General features: G+C 55.2%; 12 protein-coding genes. 5 read left to right on the top strand and 7 right to left on the bottom strand.

The genetic code is table 11. The features are described 5' to 3' along the window. From ACW14G_RS20360 to ACW14G_RS20340, 5 genes are all read right to left on the bottom strand, one after another. The coding region (locus tag ACW14G_RS20360) for a retention module-containing protein (RefSeq protein ID WP_455648745.1) at window positions 1-566 on the bottom strand (566 nt) is incomplete at its 3' end. Window positions 567-896: 330 nt separating this feature from the next. Next, complete coding sequence (locus ACW14G_RS20355) at window positions 897-1,238, bottom strand: tryptophan synthase subunit beta (protein WP_163448675.1); 342 nt, start codon at window positions 1,236-1,238, stop codon at window positions 897-899. A gap of 17 nt (window positions 1,239-1,255) precedes the next feature. Beyond that, the gene (gene lapD / locus ACW14G_RS20350; protein WP_167577083.1) at window positions 1,256-3,196 is read right to left on the bottom strand and encodes a cyclic di-GMP receptor LapD; all 1,941 of its coding nucleotides are present in this window, start codon (window positions 3,194-3,196) and stop codon (window positions 1,256-1,258) included. 9 nt (window positions 3,197-3,205) lie between these two features. After that, on the bottom strand, window positions 3,206-3,904 hold the full coding sequence (gene lapG, locus ACW14G_RS20345) for a cysteine protease LapG (RefSeq protein WP_163448677.1): 699 nt from the start codon (window positions 3,902-3,904) through the stop codon (window positions 3,206-3,208). Window positions 3,905-3,929: 25 nt separating this feature from the next. Further along, window positions 3,930-5,594, bottom strand: a complete 1,665-nt coding sequence (locus ACW14G_RS20340; RefSeq protein WP_419057345.1) for a glycoside hydrolase family 88 protein — start codon at window positions 5,592-5,594, stop codon at window positions 3,930-3,932. A gap of 219 nt (window positions 5,595-5,813) precedes the next feature. Between ACW14G_RS20340 and ACW14G_RS20335 the strand changes: the two genes are divergently transcribed. Continuing rightward, window positions 5,814-7,232 carry a UDP-N-acetylmuramoyl-tripeptide--D-alanyl-D-alanine ligase gene (locus ACW14G_RS20335; protein ID WP_455648744.1) on the top strand — a complete coding sequence of 473 codons (1,419 nt, stop codon included), beginning with the start codon at window positions 5,814-5,816 and terminating at the stop codon, window positions 7,230-7,232. A 3-nt stretch (window positions 7,233-7,235) separates the two neighbouring features. Here ACW14G_RS20335 and ACW14G_RS20330 read toward each other — a convergent pair whose 3' ends face one another. Further along, window positions 7,236-8,168, bottom strand: coding sequence for a LysR substrate-binding domain-containing protein (locus ACW14G_RS20330; protein ID WP_419057347.1), 933 nt, complete (start codon window positions 8,166-8,168; stop codon window positions 7,236-7,238). Window positions 8,169-8,274: 106 nt separating this feature from the next. Further along, the gene (locus tag ACW14G_RS20325; RefSeq protein ID WP_419057348.1) at window positions 8,275-8,769 is read right to left on the bottom strand and encodes a DUF1097 domain-containing protein; all 495 of its coding nucleotides are present in this window, start codon (window positions 8,767-8,769) and stop codon (window positions 8,275-8,277) included. A gap of 243 nt (window positions 8,770-9,012) precedes the next feature. On the opposite strand from ACW14G_RS20325, the gene ACW14G_RS20320 reads away from it, so the two are divergent. The 4 genes from ACW14G_RS20320 to ACW14G_RS20305 all read left to right on the top strand — a co-directional run. Then, window positions 9,013-9,618: an ankyrin repeat domain-containing protein gene (locus ACW14G_RS20320; RefSeq protein ID WP_419057349.1), complete on the top strand. Its 606-nt coding sequence runs from the start codon at window positions 9,013-9,015 to the stop codon at window positions 9,616-9,618. 39 nt (window positions 9,619-9,657) lie between these two features. Continuing rightward, on the top strand, window positions 9,658-10,533 hold the full coding sequence (locus ACW14G_RS20315; protein ID WP_419057350.1) for a DUF2877 domain-containing protein: 876 nt from the start codon (window positions 9,658-9,660) through the stop codon (window positions 10,531-10,533). Further along, window positions 10,511-12,058 carry an acyl-CoA synthetase FdrA gene (fdrA, locus tag ACW14G_RS20310; protein WP_419057351.1) on the top strand — a complete coding sequence of 516 codons (1,548 nt, stop codon included), beginning with the start codon at window positions 10,511-10,513 and terminating at the stop codon, window positions 12,056-12,058. Before ACW14G_RS20315 ends, fdrA begins: the two co-directional genes overlap by 23 nt. After that, on the top strand, window positions 12,058-12,781 hold a 724-nt coding region (locus tag ACW14G_RS20305), incomplete at its 3' end, for an oxamate carbamoyltransferase subunit AllG family protein (RefSeq protein WP_455648743.1). The genes fdrA and ACW14G_RS20305, both read left to right, overlap by 1 nt.

Below are 12,781 nucleotides of genomic sequence, written 5' to 3'. Positions count from 1 at the left end.
TCCGAATCGCTGTCCGAGTCGGAGTCACTGTCAGAATCCGAATCGCTATCGGCGTCCGAATCACCCTCATCCTCAGCATCCGATCGATCCAGAACAGTCAGTTCCTCTTCTATCGGCGTATTGGGGAAATCGAGACCTTCAGTCGGATATCCGGCTGTAGGGTCGACTCTTTCGCCGGTGAGATCCAGGATAACGTGAGTATGGGCACCGCCTGCGCCGGGCTCGCCACTGCCGGTCGTGGTTTGTGGGCCTGCGGCGGTGGCCTCAAGAATTTGTGTCGGGTCCTGACCATCCGCAATCGCCTGCTGAATGGCGGCAATATCCGTGGTGTCGGTTGCGTCAGGTGTGGTGGCGATGCCGTGGCCGCCATCCCAGTGGCTGTCGCGGCCGAGATCTAACGTTTTCCCGTCAGGGAGAGCGAGGGTGACGGCACCGTTGGCGCCGGTTTCAATTTGCTCGCCGGCGAGGAGTTTATCGCCCTCAACGAGCAGGCGCCGGGTTCCGTCAGGTGAAATTGCGAAGACCTGACCGATAATCGCTTTAATTGTGCCGGCTATACCGTTCATCTTGCTCTCCCATTGGTCTTGCGCGGTGTTTTCCGTTTCCGCTGGAATATTTTTATCGTTATGTTATCGCGGATCTAAGAGGTGATTGCCGTTAGATTGATTAATGGTGCTGATATTTCGAACGCTGCAATGCACCCGGGATCGGCGATAAGTCGTATCTTAAGCCAAGAATATGACGAAGTGAGAATTTATTCTTTGATTTTAAGGTTGTTTTAATCCGCCAGAATGGCTAGCGGCTGCTAAAAATAGGGGGAATAACGATCGTTAGAGCACTAATGATATTTAAGGCACATTATTCATGCACCTTAAATAATCAGCTTTATTATTGGGTTATATCAACCTTTCTTCGTCATCGCCGATCAGACCTTCCAATCCGCTCAGCGCCTGTCGCGCCTGGGCACGATTTAACAGCTTATTTTGTGCCGCTGGCGGCAGGTCGGTAATGCTGATAACCCCTTTGCTCATCAGTACTTCAATGAGATCTTCCAGTACGCGAACCATTTCCAGGTCGCTCTGTTGCAGTCTTTGTAGCGTGGCCGCGCGAAGGTTTTCCACCTTCAACCACTCGCTAATCTCTGCGGTTGTCTCCGCACTTTGCTCAGTCATCCCGCTGAATTCCGCGGCTTCAACCCGAACGATCCGTCCTTCACCATCGCGCTCAATAAAATGCATGGCTGCTCTCCTGAAAATTATTGTAGTGTGCTGGCATCGCTAAAATAGCGGCCCATTGCGCCATACAGGCCAATTTTTTCCAGCACGGCCAGCTCGCCTTCGGTTTCCACTCGTTCAGCGATAAGGGGGACATTGATCTGGCGTGTCGCCCAGTAAATCGCCTCTATAAAGAGTTTTTTATCTTCTTCTTCATTGATGTGGTGAATATAGCCGCCGTCGACCTTAATCCACGCCAGCCCCCACTGTGGCAGGTTACCAATCAGGTGGAAGCGACCGCCAAAGTGTTGAATGCCCAGACCGCAGCCCAATTCCTGTAGTTTTTTCACCAGCACGGTGACACGTTCTGGCTCCGGTAGTTCGTTCTCATCCAGCTCGAGCGTCAGTCGCGATGCCAGGTGGCGCGCCGCTTTCAGCGGCTGGAGCAGGGCGTTCAACCCCTCGTCGTCCGCGACGCTTTCACCGCTAATACTGAGTGCAAAAGCGTGGGTGGTGCTTTCCATCGCGCGCAGCGTCTGTTTGAGCATGACGACGTCCATACGGCGGCCCAGAGCCAGGCGGCGAACCCACGGGATGAAACGGCCTGCTGGGATAATTTCGCCATCGGTGGTTTTAATACGCGCCAGAATTTTACGATGGAGAACAACGTGTTTGCTATTGCACTCGTACACGGGCTGCGAATAAAGCTCAAACGCTTCCTTATCCAGAATCTCCGTCAGGCGCTGATGCCAGTGGTGATGGTCCTCATCCGGCGTTGGCTGCGCGGCCAATGCCGGGTCGACGAAGGTGCGCATATCGGCTTCGGCGGCCACCAGGATCTGGTCCGCCTGACGCAGCAGGTTCTGTGGCGTGTCACCATAGTGGAAAGCAACTTCGGCAAAATGCGCCACCGGGTTGACGTCGCTCAGGCCTGTTTCATACAACGCTTTGAGCTGTGTGTTCAGTGAGTTAGCGAAGCTCTCCATCTCCGTCGGAAGAACGGGGGCGGTGATAATGGCGAACTCGCCACCGCGTACGCGGGCGACAAAACCTTCACTATGGAAGTAGCGCTGCTGGAGGCTGCTGAGGATATCGGCAACCGCTTTAAGCAGTTTATCGGTGTTGGCGCCGCCAAGGCGCTGGTTGAGGCCCATCAGATCCTGCACGCGCAGGAGGATCAGGTTGCCGTCGGCGTGGTCTTCATCGCTCAGGCGGGTCTGGAATTTGATGTCGAAAGCGCGACGGTTGTTCAGGCCGGTGAGGCTGTCGTTATAGGCTTCCTGCCGCAGCGCCTCGGTGCGCTGAGCCTGCTCGCTAAACAGCGCCTTCAGTTGGGTAACCATCATGTTGGTGGCTTCGACAACCCGACGCAGCTCCGGCGTTTTCGGCAGTGCTGGCAGGCTCAGGAACTCGCGGCGGCTGATGGCGGTAGCTTGTTCGACGATGTAGTTCAGCGGGCGCAGACGGTGGCGCAACAGGAACATCGCGCCCAGGATACACAACACGCTACAGCCGGTTAGCCACAGGAAGCTGGCGACCAGACTGCTCCACAGGCGCGACAGCGCAAACATCGGGTGGCTAACCACCTCCACGCGCGCGGCCTGCGTCCAGCCGCGCATGACGATAGCTTCGCCCTGGCCGGGGTTCAGGTGCACGATGCGGGCAAACCAGCCAGGCACGTTGGCGCTGGGCGGGATGTTCTGACGCTCAATAATGGGCTTGCCGGTTTTGATATCCACGACCTGAATGCGGTAGAAGTAGCCGCTGTCGAAAATGGAGTTCACCATCAGCTCGGTCATGACCGGGTCATCGATATGCGCGGTCAACGAGAGGCCGAGCGCCGTGGCGGCATCCTGGGCATGCGCACTCAGCTGGTTGTGATACTGCTCGCGCGAGCTTTCCAGCGTGGCGAAAAAGTTGCCGCAGAATATCGTCAGCGTAAACAGGCAGATGCCAATCAGTAGCTGTTTATAAAGGGACATGACCGCTTCCTATTCATTAATTACAAACCCTTCTGCACGCATCCTGGTGAGAAGATCCTGCCAACGTGAAAGTCGTTTACTGTCGCCAACGCGCTTGCTGCCGCTGGCCTGCGGGATCCATAAACCTTCCCCATTAAAGGAATAAACAGGGAGCAGATCGCTGCGGGCGGTGGCGGGTAATATGGCGGGCTTCAGGTTATCGAGGACCAGCGGAATAGCGTCCGGCGTCGAATACCATGTCACAACCATATGTGCCTGATTTAATTGTAATGCTTTAACGTAGGTGATTCGCAGCTGGCTTGCCGGAACACCTAATTCACGTAGGGTAAAATATTTGGCCAGCGCGTAGTCTTCGCAATCTCCCGCGCCTTTACGTAAGGCTTCCACCGGGGTCGCCCAATAATCCTCTTGCCCCCACACCGTTATATCGTCCACAAAGCGGATGCGCGAATTAAAAAATTGGTTCACGCGGTTCAGGGTGGCCTGAATGTTGCCCTGCGTCGGCTGTTTAAGCAACGCCTCCCAGGCATCAATATTGCGCTGGGCGGTGGGCGTCGCGGGGCCATATAGCCGTTGCGTCCGCTCGTTGATGGTATTGAAATTCCATCCCGCGCCCAGTTCGGGCGGCACCAATAGCAGCAGCGCCAGAAACAACGATAGCCAGCGTTTCCAGATAAATGGACGTACGATATCCCGCAGGCGCTTCATTCAGCAAACGCTCATCATTAAGGGATTATGTCGTCTTGTCATGCTGATGACGCCAGTGTTTTCGGTAAGCAACATAGCCGGAAAGGTAGTGTTCGACATCATCAATGCGCACCCGGAAACTGTGGTGACGAATGAAAAAACTGCCCACGATCCGGGGCGGATTTTTGAAGAACATTGCCAGTTCCGGCCAGAAAAAACCGTTCGCGAGGTACCGCGCCCGCGTCTCCAGCGCCAGGTTGAACTTCTCCAGATCGAACCCGTCCAGCAGGTGACGATGCTCGGAAGTGGCCAGACGGCTTAGCATGCGCGACGCCGCCATCATCAGTTCGAGCAGCGTCGGGTAGGTGGTGACCCGGTTGATCACGAAGTCCAGGTGATCGCGCACGTTGTCCAGGCCAAACTGATAATAACGCTCAAGCGGACGGTACAGCGTTAACTCGTTTACACAGTAGCTTAGCCAGTGGTCGTGAGCCTGCCAGTGCTTCTGCGCGATAAAGTGATCCATCGCGCGTTCAACGATTTCCAGCCAGCGCGGCGTTTTGGTCAGCCCGTACAAACGCATCAGCGCGAATGCCGCCTCGCCGTCGTAATAGATAATTCGGTGTTCGGCCTTCAGCGACAGATCGGCGGCGTTCAGTACGTGGTTAAAGCCGCCGGTATCGGTTTTTTGCATAAAGCCGATGCCGTTTGCCAGACGCTGCATCTGTGGCAGATAGCGTTGGTCGCCGGTGAGTTCGGTGTATTTGGCCATCGCCAGTATACAAACTGCATTCCCGCCGAGCTTAATTTCGCCGCCAGTGTCGATAAGAAAATCGGCGTCGCTGCCGTCGGGCAGACGGCGCGTTTCGATAAGCTCGTTCGACAGGTCGCCAAGTGCGCGTTCAATGGCGGCAAAGTGCGCGGGCTCCTGCGTCACTTCCCAGCCTTCCAATAGCGCGTAGGTGGAGCTGGCGTGACGCAGCGCATTGTAAGTGGGGATGGCGCGATCGAAACAGGGGAACCAGCCATAGTGATAGCGGCCCGAGTTTTTCACCTGGCGTGCCAGATAATCGGTGGCAGAAACGATCATCGGGTCGAGCGTTTCTTCTTGCCAGTGATGGAGTTGGCGGTAACCGGAGTTTCGGCCTTTGGATTCAATGGGGTAGACTTGCTCGCCGTCGCAAAACACGCTGCGGGTCGTAAAGCGCCAGATCAGCTGCTCGGGATTCTCTGGCCAGCGCAATTCGCAGCCGAAGCGCCAACGAGAGAAATGCGATAAATTAGGCGTATTGGGCGTCGCGATGCCCTCTTTACTGTGATACAGCAGGGCGTTAGCGTTAATTTCCTGCTCGAGTATCGGCCTTTGGAAGTCGGGCGTAAAGCTCAGACCAAAGCGGAAATAGTTACGCTTGGTCTTCTCCAGTTTCTCTTGCAGCGCATCCCAGCGCAGGGTCTGGATTTTATCGACCACATCGGCGCGCAGCCAGATAAGCGGCGCAGACTGTTGCTGCTCCCAGCGCTGTAAATCGTCCACGGCACATTGCCAGGCTTCCTCCAATGTGCTGCCGCAGGCATAGGCCGTATAAGCGCGTTCCTGACCGCTACATGCGCTGAGAAACAGGATGTAGGCAGGAAAGGGCGCAGGCTGCGCAGCAGCATTAAGCGTATCGAGTCCGGGGCGCACATGCGCAAGTAATTGGCTCAGTGACATTGAAGCTCCTTGTCATGTGGTGACACCCTGTCTGAGATGAATCGCATCAAAATAGCATTACGTATTGCGATTTATGTATTCTACATTTCTACTATATTGCCCTGAGAATAGAAAATTACCCTATCGGGATCAAATAATTTGGCGGCTAAATAGTTGAATAATCCCGTCCGTACCATTGCAGGCTCGGCTGCATCAGCATTCAATTTTTCAGGAGAAAAAATGAGTCAGAAAAAAGAAAAAGGATTTTTGGCAGGGGCCTGCTGGACAGTTGAATCTTTAATGCAAGCCGCGCCTGGTCGTTGGCTAACCCCTCCGCCGGAAGACTGGTGCGCGACGGGGGTATCGATTTTTTCACCCGCCATGCAGCCCGGCAATATGGTTTGTGTGCGTGCAGAAAATGAAGATGGCGGCGTGCTAGCAGAGCGACTCGATAAACTTCCGTATCCACCCGCTGCGCTTATTGTCGATGATGCAGAACGGGTTACCGGGAGCAATATTCCCGTTTATCTGGTCGAGGACCGGAACGAAGCATTGTTGAATATGGGGCGATATGCCCGTAACAAAATGCTCGGCAACGTGATAGGCGTTACAGGAAGCGCCGGGAAAACCACTTGCGTCGCCATGCTCACCGCGGCGCTGGCGGAGTGGGGGCCGGCACTCGGCAGCGCGCAAAATGCCAACCTGCCGCGCGGCGTCGCGTGGAATATTGCTTCGATGCCGTGGGATACCCCGCAGGTGGTGCTGGAAATCGCCATTGGCCGTATGGATATCAGTACGCGGATGGCACGGCCAAACGTCGCTGTTGTGACGAATATTCAGGCGGTTCATCTGAAAGAAAACCAGTCGCTACGCGATATTGCGCGCACCAAAGCGATGATTTTTCTGGGCATGAAACCTGGCGATGTGGCTGTGCTCAACCGTGATATGCAGGAATGGGACTGCATTTATGCGGCAGCGGTGAAGCAGGGGTTACGGATAGTCACCTATGGTCAACAGGAAGTCTGTGATTGCCGCCTGTTAGCGTACGACGCGGCGACGAACGGTGTTAAGGCGGAGATTTTTGGTCAGTCCCTCAGCTATACGATGCAGGCGGAAGGCCTGCACATGGCGCTCAACAGCGTCGCCACGCTGGCCGTTGTGTCGGCGCTGGGCTATTCCCCTGAGGCCGCGCTGGCCAGGCTGACGCGCTTCCAGGCGCTGCCGGGGCGAGGGGAAATCAACCATCTTAGCGTGGACGGACACCCGCTGACGGTGATTGATGATGCCTACAACGCCAACCCTGGCTCGATGATGATGGCGGTTTCTCAGCTTAGTGCGTCAATTTCGCCGGGGCGAAAAGTGCTGGTGCTGGGAGAAATGGCCGAGCTGGGAGATGAATATGAACGCTATTACCGCGCGCTGATTGACGGTATTAATCAAAGCCAGATTGATACCATTTACCTGATTGGCCAGCAGTACGTCGCCTGTGCTGACATGTTTTCTGCGCATAAGCACTACATTTTGTTGGCCGACGTGGAGGCGTTTAAAGACGCCTATCTCAAGGACATTCAGGATGGCGATATCGTGTTGCTTAAGGGGTCGCATTCGACCCAGGTGTGGAAATTGGTGAGCTGGCTGAAGCGACTGGCCTCTCGTTAGGCGCTATCTTTCGCGATGCAGTAAATCGGCATAGATCCCGGTTAGCACGCCCTGCGGGCCAAACTCTCGCTTAATCCACTGGGTGACCTGCCCATTGGCTGAATGCTGCGTTGCCAGCAGCATGCGGGAGTCCTGGCGCGGGTTGTTGATCTGCCGGGTGACCAGCAGCGAATTCTCCGCGGCTTCGCGCACCATGTAATCGGGCAGGAAACCGATACCTTCACCGAGAATCTGGCACTGGCATTTGGTGTTGAAATCCGGCACCAGAATCGACTCCTGGCCATGCAGCAGCCAGCCGACCTTTTTATTGATCGTATGCGCCGTGTCCTCAACCATGATGTTGGGGTACAGGCGTAGCTGGCTTTCCGCAATCGGCTCCGGCATAAACGCGAGCGGATGCGTGGGCGCGATGGCAAAGGCCCAGCGAATCGCGCCAATCTCGGTATAGTCGATGCCGCCGCCATCCAGCAGGGTATCCGGCGCGCCAATAGCGATGCTGGCCTGATTATTAATAATGGAATCCCAGACGCCGTTGTATACCTCGGTGGTGACTGTTATCTGGCAGGTAGGAAACTGCTTTTTCAGCACCTGCAGCAGTCGGGCGGTATGTTTGGGCGTATAGAGCAGCTGGTTAATGCAGATGCGGACCCGCGCTTCAATGCCCTGGGAAATGGTGTCGATGCTGCGCTTGATGGCGTGGAAATCGTTCAGTAGATCGCTGGCTTTACGGAAAAAATAGCGTCCGGATTCGGTCAACTCAATGCTGCGGGTGCTGCGGGTAAACAGCACCACGTCAAGCCCTGCCTCCATGCGCTTGATGGTATAGCTGATGGCGGAGGTGGTGAGGCCCAACTCCTCCGCCGCCTTGCTGAAACTGCCAAAACGTGCGGCGGTGGTGAATGCCAGCAGATTCTCTTCCGTAAAAATTGAGTTCATTCACCCGCTCCTCGGTTCCGCTATTTATTGGGCCTCTTTAATGAGATGAATGTATTGGTTGAACTGATTGTTGGGCAATCATTTTTGAATAACTTTTAAAACCCGTCTATGCGGTCTCTTTCGAGGTGGCTTCGCTCAGCTTTCGCCCGGTATATTCTGAGATAATCCCGACGCAGTTTCCCGCCAGAAAACCCAGCAGTGTGACCCACCAGTTCAGCCCGGTGGCGAAAAACAGCGTCATGCCAAGAAAGCCACCGGGGATAAACGAGGTCAGCCAGAATCGGCCCTGCCAGACCACCACGGCGGAGAACGGCACTGTCATGACAACGCCCGCCCAGAAGGGTGACAGCCCGCTAACCGATGCCAGCCAACCGGAAGCTGCCGCGGCGAGAAACGCCCAGACGGCGCCGGAGTAATTGACAAAAAGGCTCTTCACAAAGCCCGCTTTGCCGCCGCCTGCCGCGTAAAAACTGCAGAACGCCACAAAGCCAATCGTACCTAATAATTCCCAGCCTGGGGCCAGCCCAACCTGCGAGGACACCATCTGCCAGAGACCTGCACACACTCCAACGGTAATGCCCGTAGCGGTGAGTCCGTTCATCGTTGTTTCCTCTCATGTAGTGGTTACGCAGTGAAACTATATAGAAAGAAAACCCGATTGAGCTAAGGGGCATAGCGGCAAAGAAATAAACATTGCACTACCGCACAGTCTGTATCGATTGTTAAATAAAATTCACTAATCGGGCAGGTTATGGCGAATAAAATTTAAGCGGGTTCTTTTATGATTATTTCGTTGCTATTCTCATTTCATCGAAAACAGCCACAAAAAATCAGGGGATTTGCTATGACCAACAACAATCTGATTACTGACTATCTATTGGCTGCGCAACAAGGCGAACTGACGAAATTAAAATCCTGCCTGCATCAGGGCGTTGATATTAATGCCTGTAATCGTCAAGGGCAAACCGCCATTACGCTGGCAAGCTTGAATAAAAAATATGATTGCGTGGTGGCCTTACTGGATGCCGGTGCGGATATTAATAAACAAGACCAGACCTGTCTAAACCCTTTTTTAATTAGCTGTCTGAATAATGATTTAACGCTGCTGCGTTTACTGTTACCGGCTCGCCCGGATTTAAATCGCTTAACCCGTTTTGGCGGCGTGGGGCTAACGCCCGCCTGTGAAAAAGGGCACCTTGAAATCGTCAAAGAGCTATTGCATCGCACTCACATCAACGTCAACCACACTAACTTTGTCGGCTGGACGCCGCTGCTGGAGGCCATCGTGCTCAACGACGGCGGTGAAACCCAGCAGACGATTGTCGGCCTGTTGCTGGAGCATGGCGCCAGCCCGCACATGACCGATAAATACGGTAAAACCCCGCTGGAAATGGCGCGGGAGAAGGGTTACCAGGAGATAGCCCAGCTGCTGATTGCCGCCGGAGCGTAACAGAGGAGACGCGCTATCGACACCCCAATACGGCGGTGTGTGCAAGCGCTAACTGCGGACGAGCACTTTCTTTCGGAACGTGGCTCTGGTCGGGTCGAACAGGTCTTTTCCCGGGCGGTAAACCTTTATCTCCCGGCACAGCAGCGGTTGCTGACGCTATTGTGCGAAGAGTACGACAACGCCCCGAACAGTTGTAGATTAGCACTCACTCACTTTGACGGCCTGTTCCGGCCAGGTGAGGCGGTTCAGTTTCACCCAACAGGGATAACGATTGGCGAGGATAAATGGCTGGATACCGCCTCTTGCCAGCGCTGGCAGCCAACGATACCGCAGCTTAACGCCGAACGATTCCGGCAGATTCCCTGGCTGCGGTGGCATGATGAGATACACCAACATTTACAGGATAACCAGACGCTGTTCCTGTGGCGTGGCGATAACCCGTTTTATCAGGCTATCTCCGAGGCATTACAGCAGCGGCGGAAAACATTATTTAATGCGTTATTGCAGGGCCGGGAAATAACCTCGGCGGTGGCCAATATGGTGGGATTAGGTATTGGCCTGACGCCGTCGGCGGATGATTATTTAGTGGGGTTAAGCACCGTTTTATTTATCGACGGGCACCCGGCAAAAAAATATCGCGATGCATTTTATTCCGCGCTAAGAGTGGCGCGGGACAATACCACTTTATTAAGTGCGATTACGCTGGAAGCCGCTTTTTCTCAGCGCTATCGCGAAACGATTTTCGGGTTTATTAACGGCATGGTTAATGAACCGCAATATATTTCCACCCAGACTATCGCCAGTATTAAAAATATTGGCTCCAGTTCCGGCTGCGACATGCTTTATGGCATGGCGGATGCCTGCGCGCTGAGCCAAGCCTATGGAGGGAGTTATGTCAGTCAAAATAGTGATTAAGAAGAATACGTATTTTGATTCGGTCTCGCTGATGTCTATTTCCACGCGTGCCAATAAGCTCGACGGCGTTGAGCAGGCGTTCGTGGCCATGGCCACCGAGATGAACAAGGGCGTGCTGAAAAATCTCGGGCTGTTAACCGCTGAGCTGGATGAGGCAAAAAACGGCGATCTGATGATTGTCATCAACGGCAAAGATGGCGCGGACAACGAGCAGACGCTGGCGGCCATTGAAGAGCTGTTCACCAAAAAAGCGGAAAGCGGCTCGCACGAAGCGCGCTACGCCACGCTTGCCAGCGCCAAAAAGCATGTGGCAGGCAGCAACCTGGCGGTGATTTCCGTCAACGGTATGTTTGCCACCCGCGAAGCGCGTCAGGCGCTGCAAAACGACCTCAACGTGATGCTGTTTTCCGACAACGTCACCATTGAAGACGAACTGGCACTGAAACAGCTGGCGCATGAAAAAGGGCTGTTGATGATGGGGCCGGATTGCGGCACCGCGATTATCAACGGCGCGGCGCTGTGCTTTGGCAACGCGATACGTCGCGGCAACATCGGCATTGTCGGTGCTTCCGGTACGGGTAGCCAGGAGCTGAGCGTGCGTATTCATGACTTTGGCGGCGGTATTTCGCAGCTGATCGGTACCGGTGGGCGCGATCTCAGCGAGAAGATTGGCGGGCTGATGATGCTCGACGCGATTGGCATGCTGGAAAACGATCCGGAAACCGAGATTATCGCGCTAGTCTCCAAGCCACCGGCCCCGGCTGTTGCGCACAAAGTACTGGAACGTGCTCGTGCCTGCCGTAAACCGGTAGTGGTTTGTTTCCTCGGTCGGGCTGAGCCACCGGCTGACGAGCAGGGCTTACAGTTCGCTCGCGGCACCAAAGACGCGGCACTGAAAGCGGTGCTGCTGAGTGGTGTGAAGAAAGAATCGTTAGACCTGCATCCTCTGAACGACGCGCTGATTGCTGACGTACGTTCACGCTTGACCCCGCAGCAGAAGTACATTCGCGGCCTGTTCTGCGGTGGCACGTTATGCGACGAAACCATGTTCGCGGTGATGGAAAAACACGGCGACGTCTACAGCAATATTCAGCCTGACCCGGCTTTCCGCCTGGCGGACATCAACCACAGCGTGAAGCACACCTTCCTCGACTTTGGCGATGACGACTTCACCAACGGTAAGCCGCACCCGATGATCGACCCGACCAACCGCATCAGCCGCCTGATTCAGGAAGCGCGCGATCCGCAAGTGGGTGTGATCGTGATGGACTTCGTGCTGGGCTTTGGATCGCATGAAGATCCGGTTGGCTCAACGATCGAGGCGATCAAAGAAGCGAAAGCGATCGCCGCCGCCGATGGGCGAGAGCTTGCGATCCTCGCCTACGTGCTGGGGACCGATCTCGATACGCCGTCGCTGGAAAAACAGCGTCAAATGCTGACCGACGCGGGCGTGATCCTCGCCAGCAGCAGCACCAATACCGGTTTGTTGGCGCGTGAATTTATCTGCAAAGGGGAGGAAGCCTGATGAGCCAGTCACTGTTTACCCAACCGCTGAACGTCATTAACGTGGGTATCGCGATGTTCAGCGATGACCTGAAAAAACAGCATGTCGCCGTCACCCAACTGGACTGGACGCCGCCGGGGCAGGGCAATATGCAGGTAGTGAATGCGCTGGACAGCATCGCCGATTCCCCGCTGGCGGAGAAAATCGCTGCCGCCAACCAGCAGGCGCTGGAGCGCATTATTCAGTCGCATCCGGTGCTGATTGGCTTTGATCAGGCGATCAACGTGGTGCCGGGCATGACGCCGAAAACCATCCTCCACGCGGGCCCGCCGGTTAGCTGGGAGAAAATGTGCGGTGCGATGAAGGGCGCGGTGACCGGAGCGCTGGTATTTGAAGGGCTGGCGAAGGATATCGATGAAGCCGCAGATCTGGCGGCTTCCGGTGAAATTACCTTCTCGCCGTGCCACGAACACGACTGCGTAGGGTCGATGGCGGGCGTCACCTCGGCCTCCATGTTTATGCATATCGTCGAGAATAAAACCTACGGCAACATCGCTTATACCAACATGAGCGAGCAGATGGCGAAGATCCTGCGCATGGGGGCCAACGACCAGAGCGTGATTGACCGTCTGAACTGGATGCGCGACGTACAGGGCCCGATGCTGCGTGATGCGATGAAGATCATCGGTGAAATCGATCTGCGCTTAATGCTGGCGCAGGCGCTGCACATGGGCGATGAGTGCC

It is taken from the genome of Kluyvera sp. (assembly GCF_965301105.1).
Note: the sequence above shows the minus strand (reverse complement) of the source record. Positions and strands in the feature narration are given on the sequence as shown.